The sequence below is a fragment of the Patescibacteria group bacterium genome, assembly GCA_028692545.1.
GTDB lineage: Bacteria > Patescibacteriota > Patescibacteriia > UBA1558 > S5-K13 > STD2-204.
In genome coordinates this window covers 65,741-82,331 of record JAQUXC010000003.1, presented here as the reverse complement: position 1 = coordinate 82,331, position 16,591 = coordinate 65,741, and the positions used below count along the sequence as shown (strand labels likewise).

The window sequence follows — 16,591 nt, the reverse complement described above, 5'->3', positions numbered from 1 at the left end:
ATTATATAGCTCACCCATTTAAAAGGGTTTGATATAATGCAAGCCTTGTTGAGACTATTTAGGTAATCTACCCCTTAATGGGTAGCTAAATGAGCCAAGACAATAGATAACAGTTCGTCCCGAACTGGTGTTTGTTGTTTTGGCTTTTTTTATTATTCATAATCAACTTTCACCGATAGGACGACTATCGGTTTTTTTATTGATTAAATATTTTAGAACTATTTAATTAACTAAAAATGATTATGAAAAAAATATTACAAAAAAAACAGATTAGAGAATTTGAATATATGCCTCTAGATAGTAAAAATAGATATTTTTTTACTACGGATTTGGGGTGTAGTTCCGCACTTATAAGTGTTGGTTTTAAGCTTGTGTCTTTAAATAAATCTAATATCAAAAAGGTTCAATTTATATTTATTTTAGAAAAGGGTATTGAATTGATGGCAGACAAATATTGGGCAAATAAATTAGAGGTCAAAGCAAGGACATTTTTTGACAACACAAAAATGTTAAAAAATAGAATTTATTCGGAATAAAACTATGTTGTCAGATGAGCAAATAACAAAATATCAAATGCTTTATAAAAATCGTTTCGGTAAGGATATTAGCCGAGAAGAAGCATACGAACAGGGAATAAAACTCATCCGACTTATTAAGCTTGTTTATAAACCAATGACGCAAGAAGAATATAATCAAGTTCAAGAACGCCGTAAAGAGATTTACGCCCCAAACAACCCTAATAAAAGTTAACATTAAAAATATGGAAAATATTACAATTACAAATGACCCAAACAATATCGAGTCAAAAAAAGATGCCCCTAAATTTAATATACTTACTCCTAAGGAGTTAATTGATATTTTAGGTATAACTATCAAAAAAGATGAAAATAACAAACTAATAACCTTTCTGTGCGAATTATCGGCATATACAGAAAGCTCCCAGTTGAATATAAGTTTCAATGCCCCGTCCTCTACTGGTAAATCATATATACCCACTGAAATCGCTCAATTATTCCCAAAAGAAGATATTATTGAAGTTGGCTATTGCAGTCCAACTGCTTTTTTTCACGATGTGGGCGAATTTAGCAAAGAGAAAAATGGCTATATAGTGGATTTATCAAGAAAGATTTTAATTTTTCTTGACCAACCACACACATTACTACTCCAACATCTAAGACCTCTACTATCTCACGATAAAAAAGAAATCTGTATAAAAATTACTGACAAATCTCAAAGAGCGGGACTAAGAACTAAAAATATATTTCTTAAAGGATTTCCTTCGGTAATCTTTTGCACAGCTGGGCTAAGAATAGACGAACAAGAAACAACAAGATTTCTTTTATTAAGTCCAGAAACTAACAAAGAAAAAATCAAAGAAGCAATACATCAAAAAATAAGAAAAGAGACTGACAGTGGTTTCTATAATTTTTCGTTAGAAAATAATTCTAAACGTAAATTACTTATAGAAAGAATTGAAGCTATTAGATTAGCAGAAATTGACAATATTAAAATTGGCTGTCCTCAAAAAATAGAAAATCTGTTTTTTAATGAAAACAAAATATTAAAGCCTAGAAACCAAAGAGATATTGGGAGAATTATCTCTCTAATAAAAGCCTTTGCATTGTTAAATTTATGGTATAGACAAAAAGATGGCTCTACAATAATAGCCAACGAAGAAGATGTAGATAATGCTTTTGAAGTTTGGAATGCTATTTCTGACAGTCAAGAATTTAATCTACCGCCTTTTATCTATCAAATTTATAAAGAGGTGATACTTCCAATATGGGAGGCTAAAGATAGAGTCGGACTAACAAGACGAGAAATAACACAGGGACATCTAAAAATCTTTGGCAGAATTTTAGCAGATTGGCTTGTCAGACAACAGATTATTCCGATGTTAGAAAATGCTGGACTTATAGTCCAAGAACAAGACGTAAATGATAAAAGAAAAATACTCATCTGCCCCACCACTCCATTCGCTTCATTAAATAACCAAAACAATAGTGAGTTAGATAGTGGGGTAAAAACTAACAATTAAAATTAGACATTTTTTTACAAAATAATCAATAAAAATATGAACGAAATATCACAAAAACAGTTAGATGCAAACCGAGAAAATGCAAAACTTGGGGGAGTAAAAACTGAAGAAGGTAAGGCAATAAGCAAATACAATGCCTTAAAACACGGTTTGTTAAGTAAAGAGATTTTATTAGACGGAGAAGATGAGGGAGCTCTTATTGATATAGGCAAAAAATTAAGAGCTGAATTAGAGCCAAAAACAGAGCTTGAATTAGTCTTAGTTGATAGAATAACAGCCAATGTATGGAGATTAAAACGAGTAATGCAAATAGAAAAAGAGATGATGGATAACGATATGAGTAATAGTATAAGTTTTTCAATGGGTAAAGCTGATAAAACACTTGGGGGTGCATTGAGTTATGATTTTGCTAATCGTGATACATACGGAAAACTTATTCGTTATGAGGCAAGTATTGAACGTGGCATATACAAAGCTCTTCACGAATTACAACGTATTCAAGCTACTCGTATGGGAGAGAAAGTTCCTCTACCTATGGCTGTCGATATAAATACAGAAAAAGAATAAAAATGGGTTCGTTTCGTAAAATGATAATAAAATACTTAATTAAAAAAATTAAAATTAAATCCAAAAATCCCTTTATTAGACATCAAATAATCTTTTATCTAAATAATGTATAAATATAATCTCTAATGATTTCGGCGGATTTATAAAAAATATATGGCGAAACAAGAAGCAGAATGGAGTAATAGTTTAAAAATATCTTGGTTAAAAAAACACGGGTATCTTAATGGGGGTCTTCAATATGGAGGCATTAGATGGGTCTCTGGGATAAATCAGAATGAGAATAGTATTGGATTTATTATTACTATAAATAATAAAGACAATAATATTGTATTGCGATATACACAAACAAACAGGGATACAAAAGAAAAAGAAAATATGGATTATAAAATTAAATTAACTACTACTCAATGTAATTATGGCGGTAAAAGATATTGGTTTATATGTCCTTTGATAAAAAATGGAAAAGTTTGTGGGAGACGAGTCGGTGTGCTTTTCAGTATAGGAAAATGGTTTGGGTGTAGACATTGCGGAAATATAGCTTATTCCTCTCAAATGAGGGGTGGCAAATTTAGAGGAAGTTCTCTATCTTCTGCAAGTATTGAAAGGGCAGAAAAAGAAGTTAGAAGATTTTATTATAACGGTAAGCCGACAAGAAAATTTAAACGTTTAATTAAAATGAGAGAAGACTTTGAACAAAGTTTTATAATGATGGTATCTCGCCTAGATAAATCTTTTGGCAAGTTTATCAACATTAGAAAATAATGTTATAATATATACGTTGACCCAATCCGAAAAAAATTCCGAAGTTTTTTACTGCTTTGTTGTCTTAAAAGGGCGACTATGCCAATAAAGCAATTCTTCGGAAAAGCGGAATTGGGTCAACCATAGTCGTCCTTTTAATTTATAAATTATAAAAATATGAAATTAGAACAAAACAAAATTACATACTTTGTGTATGCAAGAAAATCTTCTGAAAGCGAAGATAAACAAGTTCAGTCTATTGAAGACCAGACAGAAACTTTACAAAAATTAGCTACAAATCTAGACATAAATACTAAAACAGTATTTACAGAAGCGAAATCAGCTAAAAAACCAAATAATCGTCCTGTATTTGACGAGATGATAAAAAAAATTGAAAATGGGGAAGCTAATGGAATACTATGTTGGGCTTTAAACAGATTAACACGTAATCCAATTGACAGTGGCAAACTTGGATGGCTCCTACAACAAGGAATAATAAAATCAATTAGAACAATTGAAAAAGAATATCTCCCAAGCGATAACGTATTATTATTTAGCGTAGAAACTGGTCAAGCCAATCAATATATTTTAGATTTAAGTAGAGATACTAAACGTGGAATACTAAAAAGAGTAAATTCTGGATGGCAAAATGGAGTTCCACCACTTGGCTACCTTAATGAAAGAGAAAATAAAACTATTATAAAGGACCCTGAACGTTTTAGCCTTGTTCGTAATATGTGGGATTTAATGTTAACTGGCAATTATACTCCCAGAAAAATTTTAAATATTGCAAACAATGAATGGGGTTTTAGAACTCGTAAATTTAAAAGAATGGGTAGTAATCCTCTTTCATATAGTGGTATTTATGATGTCTTTAAAAATCCATTTTATGCTGGGATTATTAAAAACAAAGGAATTGAATATGAAGGTAAACACGAAGCAATGATTACGCTTGAAGAATATGATAGAGTTCAAAGACTTCTTGGGAGAAAAGGCATTATAAAACCAAAAAGTAAAGAATTTGCATTTACTGGTTTAATTAGATGTAAAGAGTGTGGATGTCTATATACTGCGGAAACAAAAAATAAACTACTACAAACAACTAAAGAAATAAAACAATACACTTACTATCATTGCACAAGAAAGACAAGAAAAGTCAATTGCACTCAAAAAAGTTGCGTTAAAGAAGATAGTTTAGAATTAGAGATTGAAAGAGAAATGGGGAGATTAACAATTCTCCCAGAATTTCTACATTGGGCATTAGAAGATTTAAATAAAAAAAATGATACTGAAATAGAAGATAGGTCTAAAATTTATGAAATGCAACATACAAATCTAGTAAAAGCACAAAATGAATTAGATGAACTTACTAAAATGAGATATCGCCAACTTATTGATGATGATGCCTTCTTAAAAGAGAAAAATGAACTTACAAGCAAAATATCAAAAATGAAAGAATGTTTGCGTAGCACAGAAGCAAGGGCTGAAAACTGGTTAGAGTTAGCAGAGAAAACTTTTAATTTTGCTACTTATGCCCATAAAGCGTTCTTAAAGGCAAGGGTAGAAAATAGGTTAGAACTAAAGAGAGAAATTCTATCTGGAATAGGAAAAATGATAACAATTACTGATAAAAAGCTGTCTATAGGGTTCAATGATTGGTTTATTCCAATAGAAAATGACTATAAAGAATTAGAGCAAAAATACTTAAGGTTAGAACTGGATAAACACCCTTTAAATAAAGCAAAAACAGAGGCTTTAACCTCTGTTCATACAGGTTGGCTTCGCGGGTCGGGTTCGAACCGACGACCTACTGGTTAACAGCCAGTCGCTCTAACCAACTGAGCTACCGCGAAATAATTTAAAATTCTAAGTAATAAGATTATAGAATAACTATTCCAAAAAATCAACCCTTAACCCAATTATACTATTATTCAATTAGTCTATTAATCAATTAGACAATTATACTATTACACAATTATTAGTAGTCTCTCAATTTCGCAATACCGGACTTCGAAGCAATTTTCTCAAGTGCTTTTGCCTCTATTTGCCTAATTCTTTCGCGAGTTACTCCAAATTCTTGACCAACTTCTTCCAAAGTATGAGCTATACCATCAGTAAGACCAAAACGCATTTCTAATATTTTTTGCTCACGTGGAGTAAGATCTGAAATTATTTCTTTTACATGATCACTGAGTAATCTAAGTGATGCTACCTTGTCTGGAGAAAGAGTATTTCTATCTTCAATAAAGTCACTAAGTGTTGAATCTTCATCATCATCCCCAATACTAGTTTCAAGTGAAACTGTTTCTTGGGCTATTTTTATAATATGATGAATTTTGTCAACATCTTCTCCCATTTCATAGGCAATTTCCTCTGGCAATGGCTCTCTTCCCAAATCCTGAATTAATCTTCTTTGTACTTGTTGAAATTTGTTTATAGTTTCAACCATATGGACTGGAATTCTAATAGTTCTCGACTGATCTGCAAGTGCACGAGTAATAGCCTGTCTTATCCACCAAGTAGCATAAGTAGAAAATTTATAACCCTTTCTGTATTCAAATTTTTCTACAGCACGAAAAAGTCCAATATTCCCCTCTTGTATCAAATCAAGTAAAGACAAAGAATGTCCTGTATATTTTTTTGCAATACTTACAACAAGACGAAGATTCGCTTTTATAAGTTGCATTTTTGCACTTACATCTCCGCACTCTTTTCTTTTTGCAAGAGACACCTCCTCTGCTGATGTAAGAAGAGGAACTTTGCCTATTTCTCTAAGATACATTTGTATAGAATCAGAAGATATTTTTCCAAGATCAAAAGTAAGTCCAGCTATATCTACTTTTATACCAGTTGACTCGTTACCAACGTTATAATTTAATATTCCAACATCTGCAGAAACTATTTCTACACTATTTTTTTCCAATAAATCCAAATAAGCATCATACATATTCAAATATTCTTCCATTTCTGGAAATGCATACAAAATCTCTGTTTCTGTTATAAATCCCCTATTTCTACCTTCTTTCAAAAGATCATTTAAAACTTCTTCTTTTGGAATAATAACACCTTTTGCTATTTCATCCTCTTTTTTTATATCTTTCTTTTTCTTAGAATTTGATTTCAAAGTTTTATTTGCTACTTTTTTGGTTTTTTTAGAAATAACTTTTTTCTTTACAACTTTTTTACTTAAAACAATTTTCTTTTTAGACTTATCCAAAATTTTCTTTACAACTTTTGTAACCTTCTTTGGAGAAACTTTTAATTTATTTATTTTTTTTGGAATATTCTTTTTTGTCTTAATTTTTACAATCTTTTTGATAGCAATTTTTTTCATTTTTGTTATATTTTTTTTAGATGCTTTTTTTAGCATAATATTTATTTAACTAAACCATGTTTAGCTAATTTAGATAAAATTATTTTAAATTTCTTTTTTTTATATTAATATCATTTAAATCTCTAAAATATTTATCTTCTAATTCTGAATTCTTTTCAATTCTCGCTTTATTCATAAGCAAGTTAGTTTGTTTCAATTTTTTATTCAAAAATTCTTCTTTATAACTCAAAACTAATTTTTGTATTTCAACAAAAGCCTGATTTTTATCATAATCTGAATAACCATTTTCAAAAACAAAAGCAACCAAATCCAACAGATCTGAACGCTCTACATCTAATGATTTTTTAAATAAATCAAAACTGAATGAATTATTCTTAGTATAGTGTATTATTATGTCCTTGTAAAGATTTCCTACTAAATTATCTTGAATATATTCCAATTCAAGGTTTGAGGACAAGTATTCTAGATTTTCTGGAAAATTCATACTAAGAGCTATTATTTCCTTCAAAAACTCATCTATTTTGTTTTTATCTATTGGACTATATTCTAGACTTGAATCTTTTTGTTCTATTTCTTTATTTTTTTTATTAGATATTATTTCACCTAATTTTTTCTTCAACATGTCATAATCTATATCAATAATATCACTTAATTTTTTCAAATAAGTTTCTTTTTCTATTTCATCACTAAATTTAGAAATAAATACAAGGATTGTTTTTGCAACTTGTTTTTTGTGGAAAACATTGTTTAAATCAGCAGAAGAAATTACTCTATCAAAAACAAAATCCATAATAGGCTTTGCTTTTTTTATTGCATCAATCCATTTGTCAGTTCCTCGTTTTATAAGATCATCTGGATCAATTCCCTTTGGAAGAGAAACTATTTTTACGTTCATATTTTGAGAAAGTGCATTATCTATTATTCTAAATGTAGCTTTTACACCTGCCAAATCTCCATCATAAGCAATTATCAAATTTTCTGAATATCTTTTAAGAATTTTTACTTGTTCTTTTGTAAGTGCAGTGCCTGACGATGCTACTACATTTTTTACTCCTGACATATACGAAGATATTGCATCAATATTTCCTTCTACCAAAACAGTATAATTTTTATTTTTTATTTCTACTTTTGCTAGATCTAAGTTGTAAAGCACACTACTTTTATCATAAGCATCTGTTTGTGGAGTATTTATATATTTCCCTTGTTTATTGTCATCTTCTTTCAAAGCTCTTGCCGTAAATCCCACTGTCTGACCAAAAATATTATTTATTGGAAACATAAGTCTTCCCCTAAATCTATCATAAAAACTATAACTACCTTGTTTTGATTTGAGTATCATACCAGATGCTTCTATATCCTTTTCTATAAATCCTTTGCTTTTTAGATAATCCAATAATCCAGTCCAAGAATCTTCACTATAACCCAATAAAAATGTCCTTATTGATTCTTGAGTCATTCCTCTATTTTCCAAATAATCTCTAGCTATTTTTGCATTATTACTTTCTATTAAATTTTTGTGGTAATAATTAGCAGATTCTTCTAAAATATCTAAAATCTTTGTTTTCTTGTTGCTCAACTCTGGATTGTAATTGTAATCAATTGTTACATTTGCTTTTTGTGCCAAAATCCTAAGTGCTTCTGGAAATTCTACTCCTTCTATTTTTTTCACAAATTCAAAAATATCACCACCTGCCCCACATCCAAAACAATGCCAAATTTGTTTTTCTGTAGATACAAAAAGAGAAGGAGTTTTTTCTCTATGAAAAGGACATATTGCCTTCCAATTTACTCCAGCTTGATTTAAGTGTATATATTCTGAAATAGTATCAGCAATATCTAGCCTTGATTTGATCTCGTCTGTTATATTTGACATAATATTTCTATAAATTTAGTTTATATTAAGTATTAAAATAAGTAAATAATATCATTGACTTAAAAGCACAAAAATGATATAAATCTACATTAACAAAAAAATATAGGAGGGAATCATGAAAGATTCCATAGTTTATAAGATTATCCCAGGAAGAGGGATAAAAGTAGTCTTCGTTTTAGGCTGGGGAATGAAACTTGAAGATGCTTGTGTACTATGGTTCATAAAAGAATCTTCAAAAAACAACTGGGATCTCATAATATTTGAAATTCCTAATTGTATAGAATCTTTCTCAGACCTTCTTTCTCAAATCCAAAAAAAAGATTCAAGTCAGTACAGATTCTGATATAGATCTTGTTATTGGATTTAGCATAGGTGCCCTCTTTGCAGTTCACTTAAAAGCGAAAAAGAGAGTATTCATATCGCCTTATTGGAAAATCCCCATACATAGACTCATCAATGGATCATATGATTTGTCTATATCTTTTCTAAAGCTAATTAAGTTTATAAGGATTCCAATACTTCCAAGAGGTTTTTCTGAAGAAGAAATTGGCGAAATGGATATTCCCAGTTTTGTACCAAAAAAAATATCTCCACACACAATGTATGAGATAATTTTGGCTCAATATGAAATACCAGAAATAAGTTCTTCAGATTATATCTTCATATGTAAAACAGATAATGTCATCGACTTATCTGTTGCATATGGAAAAACCAATGTCCAAGAATTTATAGGAGGACACTGTTTCTTGTCTACATATGATAGAGATAGAGTTTTCCAAAAGATTGTTGAAATAACAAAGGAGTAAATTATAAAAGGCCGTGTGCGAAAAATCGCACACGGCCTTAACTTTTTATAAACCTATTTACTCATATAAAACTTCTTTTTCTTGTCACTAAATCTTTCTATAGAATAACGAAGTGTTGTGCGTGGCATTTTTTGATAATATTTTTTCAAAAACTCTTCTTCTATATTCTGACTCACACGTTTACCAAGCTCTCTAAGCATCCAACCAACAGCTTTTTGAATTAAATCATGTTTGTCATTAAGCAAAATTTCTGCAATTTTTAGTGTATCTTTTGTTTCTCCATTTTTTATAAAAGTATAGCAAGATAACATTGCTATTCTTTTTGTCCACAAATGATCTGATTTTGCAAAATTATACAAAATATTCCTATCTTTATTTAATAAATAATTTCCAACTATGTTTGGAGCTGACAAATCAACCAGATCCCAATTATTTATATACCTTTTATTTTTGATATAAATTTTAAATATTTTTTCACGACTTGTTTCATTTTTTGATAATTCATATTTTTTTACCAAAATAAAAAGAGCTATAAGTCTATACTCATGTATTTCACTTTTTAGCAATTCTTCAACTTCTCTCAAATTTATATCAAAATATTTTTTTGCTGTCTGACGAAGTATTGGAACTTTTATTCCAAAAAAAATATCTCCCTCTCCATATTCGCCAATTCCTGTTTTGAAAAATCTCTGTAATATTTTTGCTTGAATAGGATTTTTCAAAGATTGCAATTCTTTTTTTATATCATTCATAAATAATTATTTATTTAAAATATAATTTTTTAGTTTCATAATTTTAATCACTATTTGTTCCGTCTAACAGTATTACCAGACTTAGCTTGATTATTTAAAATTTTTAATAAATATTTTTTAAATTTTAATTGATTTTCTATTTTATTGAATGTCTCAATTGCTATTATTTTTCCAAAAATAAATTTTGGTAAAGTTGATAAATAATCAAATTCAGATAAATTTTTTATAGTATGCAAATCTTTGTTTTTTTTGTAAGAATATCCATTTATATGATTACACAAAAAAATATTTTTATTTTTATTTTTCAAAATATACAAAAACTCTTTTGACCATTTTTGCTCCTCCACCTTAAAATGAGACAAATCTATACAAAACCCACCAATTTTATTTATTTTTACTTTTTTTGAAACAAAATTATCAGTATTCATTTCCAAATATAAATTCTTATAATAACCTTTCCAATTATTTATAAAATTAAAATGATCTTCATGAATAGTAAAATACTTTGTATTATAATTTTCTTTTAAAAATTTTATTTCATCTCTTTCAAAATCATCTCTAATATGTACAAGTGGAATTTCTTTTATACTAGATTTTTTTAGAATATCATAAATAATATTTCTTTTTGACTTTTCTATAAATTCTAAAAACAATGAAACAATTTTGATTTTTTCTTCATCAATATCTTTTATTTTGCTAATAATTTGCCTATTGGTTCTCCCTGTAATTCCCAACAAAATATTTTTTTGAAGATACTTCATAAATATTACTTTATTTTCCAGTTTTTATAAATTTCAATGCTCTTTCTAATTGACTATCAGTGCCAGAATCTTGACTTGGTATAATTTCTATATCAGGATCTATACCATTTTGATCTATAGATTTTCCATTTGGAGTAAACCATTTTGCAGTAGTGACTTTTATAGATGATCCATCTTCTAATTTTAATAATTCCTGAACGCTACCTTTTCCATAACTTTTCTGTCCAATAATAGTCGCAAGCTCGTAATCTTGAAGTGCCCCAGCTAATATTTCAGAAGCAGATGCAGATCTACTATTTATCAAAACTACAGTTTTCATATTTTTTAATATAGCCCCTTCTTGAGAATTTATATTTCTTGTATTTCCATCACGAAACACTTCTTTTAATATAATCATATCATCCAGCCAATAATCTGATATTGCAACAACAGAATCCAAATATCCACCTGGATTGTCTCTCAAATCTATAATCAAAGAACTTACTTTTTTATTCAATAAATTATCTATTGCTTTTTTGAAATAAAAATCTGTATTACCACTAAATTTTTCCATTTTTATATAACCTACTTCATTATTTTTTATAGAATAAGACAATCCTGAATATTCTATAAGACCTCTTGTAACTTTGAATCTTTCTGGATTTCCATTTTGATGAATTACATCAAGCACAACCATACTACCACTTTTTCCTTTTATAAGTTCACTAGCCTTATCTAAACTCATTCCATTTGTACTTATACCATCTATAGCCACTACCTTATCACCCGCTTTTATACCAGCAAGTAGAGCTGGAGAGTCAGAAATTGGCATAACTACGGTGAGAACACCATCTTGTATATTTATTTGCATTCCGACTCCTTCAAACTGGCCATCTAAACTATCAGAAAACTCAGAAGCAGAATCTTTTGACATATAACTAGAATATGAATCATTCAAATTTGAAAGCATTCCACTAATAGCTGACTCAACAAGTAAATTATAATCTAATTCTCCAACATATTTTTCTTTTATCAAATTCCATGAATCCAAAAATTTTTTTAAATACTGATCTTCACTAAGTTCTGCTTTTATTGGAGTTTTAACATTATCGTTGTTGTTATTTACGTCTTCTTTTTGTATAATTTCAGACTTTTCTATTTTATTCAAATCTGAATTTTTTATTCCCAAAGAATGTTTTTTTAAAATATCTATTAAATTTAATTTTGTTACCTCGTGTCTTATACCAAAAAAATCTACATACCAGATGTTTCCTCCATTTTCTACTTGAAGTAAAAATTTACCCTTCAAATCTTCTCTTGTTTTTTTGTTATTATTTACTTCTGTAGGAATTTTTTCCAAATCCTTGTTTGAAATGCCAAGGGCAAATTTTCTAAAAACATCTAATGCATTATCGCGTGTAATCTCATATCTTTTTGAGTCAGTTGGATTTACATACCAAACACTACCAGAGCTTTCTACTTGAAGCAAAAGTCTACCTCTCAAATTATCTGCAAAATCTTTTGCACTCGCAAATGAAAAGGGTATTATCAAAAATACAAAAAGTATAAATAAATATTTTTTAAACGTTTTCATAAATAATATTATTATTTTTTAAATTTAAATATAGTTTTAAAATAAGGAATATTCCACAAAATATGAAAAATAGAAACAATAGCCATGGCTATTCCAAACTCTACATGATTTTTCAATAAATTTGGAAAACCAATAGATATCCCATAATTTATTTTAATAACCAAGACAATACCCGAAAAAGCAGTTACAAGAAATGTCATGAGCAAAAATATATTCCAAATTCTTTTATGTAATACGATTGATATCTTTTTATATTTCACAAGTAAAAATGTAAATAAATACAAAACAAAAGTTATAGCAGTAATTCCCACAAAATTATAAGCATTTTTTTCATTGTTTTTTTGAGTATTTACATTTTGAGAAACAATATCCGATTTATCTTGAGATGATAAAATTGGATTTTTCTTGCGAATGATCACATATTTTATCATTGTTTGTATCTATATATCTGCCACATTGACCTGGATATTCATCATTTACAAGATCATAAGGACAATCACCCCATGCAAAACCAAACAAAGGAAACAAAAATACAAAAAAACATACAATTAATATTTTTTTCATAAAAATATTATTTAACTTATTACAATACTTATTTTACCAAATTATAAGCAAAACAAAAAATACAGAAAGTTAAAAGGTTCCTCTTAGGAACCTTTTATATATTCACACGTTCTTTGTTGCAGGAATCTTTATAATCTTCTTCAGAAATACGAATAATTTTTGTACCACAACTTCCAAAACAACAACCTACTAGACATATTCTAAAATAGATCATTCCTTTTTCAGTTGAATTATGAAATCCAATATCACGAATTGCAAATCCATCTTTTGTTTTGCAAAAATACCTTATAGCAAATACGTTTACTGGATCAAATTCTATACTGATTTCTTCCCCAATTTCCCCAATTCTCTCAACATGTTTACTCATAAATCCTCCATATCAAACTCTATTTTTTTCTAAATCTTTATAAATGGTAATTTTATCTCTACCTGTTTCTTTTGATTCATATAAGGCTCTATCTGCTTTTTTTATAAGATCTTTCATAACATCTTTCATATCAATATTATCATGATCTTCTTGCCAATTTAAAATATCTCCTGTGTCCACACAACCAATACTTACTGTCTTTTTTAAGGTAATATCTTTATCTTCATTATCTTTAAATCTTATTTCTGTCTTCTTTATTTCTTCTCTAATTTTTTCTGCTACAATATGTGCTTTATCAACATCTAAATCCATAAGAAAAATAACAAATTCTTCCCCTCCGTATCTAAATGTAAAATCTGATTGTCTAAGTGTTTTTTTTATAACTTCAGTAATTTTTTTCAAAACAACATCTCCTGCATCATGACCATATGTATCATTTACAGATTTAAAATGATCTAAATCTAGCATAAAAAGAGCACAATCTCTGTTGTTTCTTTTTTCAAAACTAAGAAGTTTTGGTAAATTTTCTACAAGAGCTTTTCTATTTTCAAAACCAGTCAAAACATCTATATACACATCCTTTTGTGCTTCCATTTTTTGTAAAATTTCTGTAGAAAATTTATCTGATAAATAATCAACAAGTTCTTTATCTTCTAAACCTCTTTCTTTTAAATCATCTCTAATCTTATTTTCCTCATTTGCTAAATGTACAACAGAATCCTCATAGGGAGTATCATTTTCTCTCAAATTTTCTACTCTATCTGCCATGCTATATGGATTTTCAAAATTATTTGGCATAAGTTTATTTACTTAATAATAATATCTTCAACAAAACTTACTAAATTTTTTCTACTTTCTCCAGAAAAATCATGATTTCCATGAATATTTATAATTTTTGCATTGAAAATTTTAGAAAGATCACGTTTATCCATAATTTCATCTTCTCCTGCATTAATAATAGTCAAATCTGTAGTTAATGCAAGGTCATTATACAACTTGTATATATCAGTAGCAAAACGCTCTGTCCAATAACTTGCTGGAATTATAGTTGTAGTACCATCGCTTCGTAAACGTTTTGAAGTGCCACTAAAATTTATTTCATTTGAAGAATTTTTTGTATATCTTTCCATTATATTGTGAATATCAGTATAAAAAAATGGCGCTAATATTATAACGCTTCTTATTCCTTCTAATTTTGCAAGTGCAACCATTACTGCTCCTTGAGAATGAGTAATTATATCAATTATAGAATCTGGATTATCTTTTACTGTTTCATTGATAACCTTTTGTAATATTTTTGCTTGTTCACTAAATGGTTTTACAGTAATTTCTTTTTTATCATAATCAATTTCATTATAATCAAACATTACTGATTCAATTTTATCTTGCAAAAAACCTTTGGATAGTTCAGTAAACAATCCCCTATCATCTTTCAAAACTCCAAATCCATGAGAAAATATTATAATATGTTTTTGATTTTTTTTCATAAATTATATAATTATATTAGATTTTATATTTCTGCTAAATACAATAAAATTGGTATCAAAGATACACCACACTTTATCTTTTTTTGTTTTATTAATTTTTTAATCTCAGTTTTGGAAATCCATTTTACATTCTTTACCTCATCCGTGTCAAAACTTTTTTGTAATTTATCACTGATTTTCCCAAATACAACATGTACAACTTGATTAGATATTGCATTTGAAGGATTAAAACTATATACGATTTTTAAATCTTTTGTCATATACCCTGTTTCTTCCTCAACTTCTCTTTTCGCTGTTTTTAATATACTTTCCCCTTCTTCAATATGCCCTGCTGGCAATTCTAATTCTATTCTTTGAGCTGTATAACGTAAAGATTCTATAAATAATATTTCTTTTTTAGTATTTTGTAATAAAATAACTACAGATCCTTTTATATAATCCAAAAAATGATATTTTTCTATAATTTTTCCAGATGGAAATAAAATTTTATCAGTATAAAGATTAATCCAAGGACTCTTGTAAATAATATCTCTACTTAATCTTTTTGGCAAAATTATTTTTTTCATATATTAATATTTAAATTCAAAATCTTTTAAAAATTTTCTTTCTTAAAATCAAGATTGATATAAAAATATTAAAAATCAACAAATATATAGGAAAAGCAAGAGCTACAAAATTCCATATACTAATTGCTACAAAACTTGTAAGTGCATTGAATATTGCACAAATAAAAATATTAACAGTTTCTGTCTCTGGATATTTCCATGATTTTATGAGTGTTGGAATAGCTGCAAAAAAATCACTTATTATAGCAAAAATTATAGCAACAACTGGATTTTTTGTTATCCACCATAATAGAAGTGCAACAACAGAAAAAAATCCACATACATAATCAAACTTTTCCAATTTCCAATATGAATTTTTGTTTACAAAAGATGCCAAAAAGACTAGAAGTGGCGCAAAACCTGACATAAAGACAGGAACAACTGACAATCTTACACCATCAGAAAATGCTGCAAATGTAGCAATAAGTGGAGCTATAGACCACAAAAGCCAAGTAACTCTATTTGGCTTTGTAGTACCTTTCAAAGTATTATTTATATAAAAAGATACTCCAATCAATTGAACTATTACACCCACAAAGACTAAATATTTTAAATTCTCGAGCATATTTTGAATTTTTAATTATTTACCTTATTTTATCACAAATATAAAAAATCCAATAAACACCAAATACTTGCCTTTTTTTATTTTATAAAATATGATTATACTAGTAATTTGGAAGGGTCGCATATTCGCCCAAGGCGAACCCGCCTCGGGCGGGGTGGCCTAATAATTATTATAAAATATATGTTTTATGTATATATAATATATAGCAATAAATTAAGAAAACATTATATTGGTTATTCTAGTAATTTGAACGGTCGGCTAAAAAAACATAATTCTGGATTAAGTAAATTTACATCAAAAGGTATTCCTTGGAAATTAATATATTATGAAGTTTTTTTATCCAGTGTTGATGCGAGAAGTGAAGAAAAATTTTTAAAGTCTGGTAAGGGTAGAGATCGATTAAAATTTTTGTTAAAAGATACAAACGAAATAATTGGAAGGGTCGCATAGTTGGCCTAGTGCGCTCGCTTGGAAAGCGGGTAGGGTGCAAACCCTCGCGAGTTCGAATCTCGCCCCTTCCGCCAAAATAATTTAAATGCAAAATCTTGTTTATATATA

Annotated in this window: 20 protein-coding genes and 2 tRNA genes; 9 read left to right on the top strand and 13 right to left on the bottom strand. The window is 28.4% G+C overall.

The features are described from left to right. The first annotated feature begins 242 nt into the window (after positions 1 to 242). The 5 genes from PHZ07_02105 to PHZ07_02085 all read left to right on the top strand — a co-directional run bounded on the left by PHZ07_02105 (position 243) and on the right by PHZ07_02085 (position 3,367). Positions 243 to 536: a DUF5659 domain-containing protein gene (locus PHZ07_02105; GenBank protein ID MDD3284364.1), complete on the top strand. Its 294-nt coding sequence runs from the start codon at positions 243 to 245 to the stop codon at positions 534 to 536. Positions 537 to 540: 4 nt separating this feature from the next. Next, complete coding sequence (locus PHZ07_02100; GenBank protein ID MDD3284363.1) at positions 541 to 750, top strand: hypothetical protein; 210 nt, start codon at positions 541 to 543, stop codon at positions 748 to 750. A 10-nt stretch (positions 751 to 760) separates the two neighbouring features. Beyond that, a complete protein-coding gene (locus PHZ07_02095; protein ID MDD3284362.1) occupies positions 761 to 2,038 on the top strand; it encodes a hypothetical protein in 1,278 nt (425 codons plus the stop codon). A 36-nt stretch (positions 2,039 to 2,074) separates the two neighbouring features. Beyond that, positions 2,075 to 2,605 (top strand): hypothetical protein, encoded by a 531-nt coding sequence (locus PHZ07_02090; GenBank protein ID MDD3284361.1) that lies wholly within the window; start codon positions 2,075 to 2,077, stop codon positions 2,603 to 2,605. A 153-nt stretch (positions 2,606 to 2,758) separates the two neighbouring features. Next, entirely contained in the window at positions 2,759 to 3,367 is a 609-nt protein-coding gene (locus PHZ07_02085; protein ID MDD3284360.1) for a hypothetical protein, read from the top strand. A 1,755-nt stretch (positions 3,368 to 5,122) separates the two neighbouring features. On the opposite strand, the gene PHZ07_02080 is transcribed toward PHZ07_02085, so the two are convergent. From PHZ07_02080 to dnaG, 3 genes are all read right to left on the bottom strand, one after another. Continuing rightward, positions 5,123 to 5,199 (bottom strand) — tRNA-Asn (locus PHZ07_02080). Positions 5,200 to 5,324: 125 nt separating this feature from the next. Further along, on the bottom strand, positions 5,325 to 6,422 hold the full coding sequence (gene rpoD / locus PHZ07_02075; protein ID MDD3284359.1) for an RNA polymerase sigma factor RpoD: 1,098 nt from the start codon (positions 6,420 to 6,422) through the stop codon (positions 5,325 to 5,327). 337 nt (positions 6,423 to 6,759) lie between these two features. After that, a complete protein-coding gene (gene dnaG / locus PHZ07_02070; GenBank protein ID MDD3284358.1) occupies positions 6,760 to 8,553 on the bottom strand; it encodes a DNA primase in 1,794 nt (597 codons plus the stop codon). Between the two features lie 115 nt (positions 8,554 to 8,668). Here dnaG and PHZ07_02065 point away from each other — a divergent pair, with 115 nt between their 5' ends. Together PHZ07_02065 and PHZ07_02060 are read left to right on the top strand one after the other, a co-directional pair. After that, positions 8,669 to 8,896: a hypothetical protein gene (locus tag PHZ07_02065; protein MDD3284357.1), complete on the top strand. Its 228-nt coding sequence runs from the start codon at positions 8,669 to 8,671 to the stop codon at positions 8,894 to 8,896. A 127-nt stretch (positions 8,897 to 9,023) separates the two neighbouring features. Next, complete coding sequence (locus PHZ07_02060) at positions 9,024 to 9,359, top strand: hypothetical protein (protein MDD3284356.1); 336 nt, start codon at positions 9,024 to 9,026, stop codon at positions 9,357 to 9,359. Between the two features lie 53 nt (positions 9,360 to 9,412). Here the strand turns inward: PHZ07_02060 and PHZ07_02055 are convergent, their stop codons facing one another. From PHZ07_02055 to PHZ07_02010, 10 genes are all read right to left on the bottom strand, one after another. Continuing rightward, positions 9,413 to 10,111, bottom strand: a complete 699-nt coding sequence (locus tag PHZ07_02055) for a DNA alkylation repair protein (protein MDD3284355.1) — start codon at positions 10,109 to 10,111, stop codon at positions 9,413 to 9,415. A 50-nt stretch (positions 10,112 to 10,161) separates the two neighbouring features. Then, on the bottom strand, positions 10,162 to 10,872 hold the full coding sequence (locus PHZ07_02050; GenBank protein ID MDD3284354.1) for a hypothetical protein: 711 nt from the start codon (positions 10,870 to 10,872) through the stop codon (positions 10,162 to 10,164). Positions 10,873 to 10,882: 10 nt separating this feature from the next. Further along, complete coding sequence (locus tag PHZ07_02045; GenBank protein MDD3284353.1) at positions 10,883 to 12,445, bottom strand: S41 family peptidase; 1,563 nt, start codon at positions 12,443 to 12,445, stop codon at positions 10,883 to 10,885. A gap of 11 nt (positions 12,446 to 12,456) precedes the next feature. Then, positions 12,457 to 12,864 (bottom strand): hypothetical protein, encoded by a 408-nt coding sequence (locus PHZ07_02040; GenBank protein ID MDD3284352.1) that lies wholly within the window; start codon positions 12,862 to 12,864, stop codon positions 12,457 to 12,459. Next, a complete protein-coding gene (locus tag PHZ07_02035) occupies positions 12,821 to 13,009 on the bottom strand; it encodes a hypothetical protein (GenBank protein MDD3284351.1) in 189 nt (62 codons plus the stop codon). The genes PHZ07_02040 and PHZ07_02035 overlap by 44 nt, the downstream gene beginning before the upstream one ends. A 94-nt stretch (positions 13,010 to 13,103) precedes the next feature. After that, the gene (locus PHZ07_02030) at positions 13,104 to 13,376 is read right to left on the bottom strand and encodes a hypothetical protein (GenBank protein MDD3284350.1); all 273 of its coding nucleotides are present in this window, start codon (positions 13,374 to 13,376) and stop codon (positions 13,104 to 13,106) included. Between the two features lie 12 nt (positions 13,377 to 13,388). Next, positions 13,389 to 14,174: a GGDEF domain-containing protein gene (locus PHZ07_02025; GenBank protein ID MDD3284349.1), complete on the bottom strand. Its 786-nt coding sequence runs from the start codon at positions 14,172 to 14,174 to the stop codon at positions 13,389 to 13,391. Between the two features lie 8 nt (positions 14,175 to 14,182). Continuing rightward, a complete protein-coding gene (locus PHZ07_02020) occupies positions 14,183 to 14,863 on the bottom strand; it encodes a hypothetical protein (protein ID MDD3284348.1) in 681 nt (226 codons plus the stop codon). A gap of 23 nt (positions 14,864 to 14,886) precedes the next feature. Next, the gene (locus PHZ07_02015; protein ID MDD3284347.1) at positions 14,887 to 15,429 is read right to left on the bottom strand and encodes an NUDIX hydrolase; all 543 of its coding nucleotides are present in this window, start codon (positions 15,427 to 15,429) and stop codon (positions 14,887 to 14,889) included. Positions 15,430 to 15,445: 16 nt separating this feature from the next. Further along, a complete protein-coding gene (locus tag PHZ07_02010) occupies positions 15,446 to 16,033 on the bottom strand; it encodes a hypothetical protein (protein ID MDD3284346.1) in 588 nt (195 codons plus the stop codon). A 180-nt stretch (positions 16,034 to 16,213) separates the two neighbouring features. Here PHZ07_02010 and PHZ07_02005 point away from each other — a divergent pair, with 180 nt between their 5' ends. Next, positions 16,214 to 16,483, top strand: coding sequence for a GIY-YIG nuclease family protein (locus PHZ07_02005; GenBank protein MDD3284345.1), 270 nt, complete (start codon positions 16,214 to 16,216; stop codon positions 16,481 to 16,483). Next, positions 16,469 to 16,557: transfer RNA gene (locus PHZ07_02000), tRNA-Ser, on the top strand. The genes PHZ07_02005 and PHZ07_02000 overlap by 15 nt, the downstream gene beginning before the upstream one ends. Positions 16,558 to 16,591 lie beyond the last annotated feature (34 nt).

Bases quoted from the DNA above. Each gene is read 5' to 3' on its own strand.
- PHZ07_02030 (MDD3284350.1), bottom strand. From the start codon at position 13,376: ATGAGTAAACATGTTGAGAGAATTGGGGAAATTGGGGAAGAAATCAGT.
- PHZ07_02105 (MDD3284364.1), top strand. From the start codon at position 243: ATGAAAAAAATATTACAAAAAAAACAGATTAGAGAATTTGAATATATG.
- PHZ07_02045 (MDD3284353.1), bottom strand. From the start codon at position 12,445: ATGAAAACGTTTAAAAAATATTTATTTATACTTTTTGTATTTTTGATA.
- PHZ07_02090 (MDD3284361.1), top strand. From the start codon at position 2,075: ATGAACGAAATATCACAAAAACAGTTAGATGCAAACCGAGAAAATGCA.
- PHZ07_02010 (MDD3284346.1), bottom strand. From the start codon at position 16,033: ATGCTCGAGAATTTAAAATATTTAGTCTTTGTGGGTGTAATAGTTCAA.
- PHZ07_02055 (MDD3284355.1), bottom strand. From the start codon at position 10,111: ATGAATGATATAAAAAAAGAATTGCAATCTTTGAAAAATCCTATTCAA.
- PHZ07_02035 (MDD3284351.1), bottom strand. From the start codon at position 13,009: ATGAAAAAAATATTAATTGTATGTTTTTTTGTATTTTTGTTTCCTTTG.
- PHZ07_02020 (MDD3284348.1), bottom strand. From the start codon at position 14,863: ATGAAAAAAAATCAAAAACATATTATAATATTTTCTCATGGATTTGGA.
- PHZ07_02005 (MDD3284345.1), top strand. From the start codon at position 16,214: ATGTTTTATGTATATATAATATATAGCAATAAATTAAGAAAACATTAT.
- PHZ07_02085 (MDD3284360.1), top strand. From the start codon at position 2,759: ATGGCGAAACAAGAAGCAGAATGGAGTAATAGTTTAAAAATATCTTGG.
- PHZ07_02100 (MDD3284363.1), top strand. From the start codon at position 541: ATGTTGTCAGATGAGCAAATAACAAAATATCAAATGCTTTATAAAAAT.
- PHZ07_02025 (MDD3284349.1), bottom strand. From the start codon at position 14,174: ATGCCAAATAATTTTGAAAATCCATATAGCATGGCAGATAGAGTAGAA.
- PHZ07_02065 (MDD3284357.1), top strand. From the start codon at position 8,669: ATGAAAGATTCCATAGTTTATAAGATTATCCCAGGAAGAGGGATAAAA.
- PHZ07_02095 (MDD3284362.1), top strand. From the start codon at position 761: ATGGAAAATATTACAATTACAAATGACCCAAACAATATCGAGTCAAAA.
- PHZ07_02015 (MDD3284347.1), bottom strand. From the start codon at position 15,429: ATGAAAAAAATAATTTTGCCAAAAAGATTAAGTAGAGATATTATTTAC.
- PHZ07_02050 (MDD3284354.1), bottom strand. From the start codon at position 10,872: ATGAAGTATCTTCAAAAAAATATTTTGTTGGGAATTACAGGGAGAACC.
- dnaG (MDD3284358.1), bottom strand. From the start codon at position 8,553: ATGTCAAATATAACAGACGAGATCAAATCAAGGCTAGATATTGCTGAT.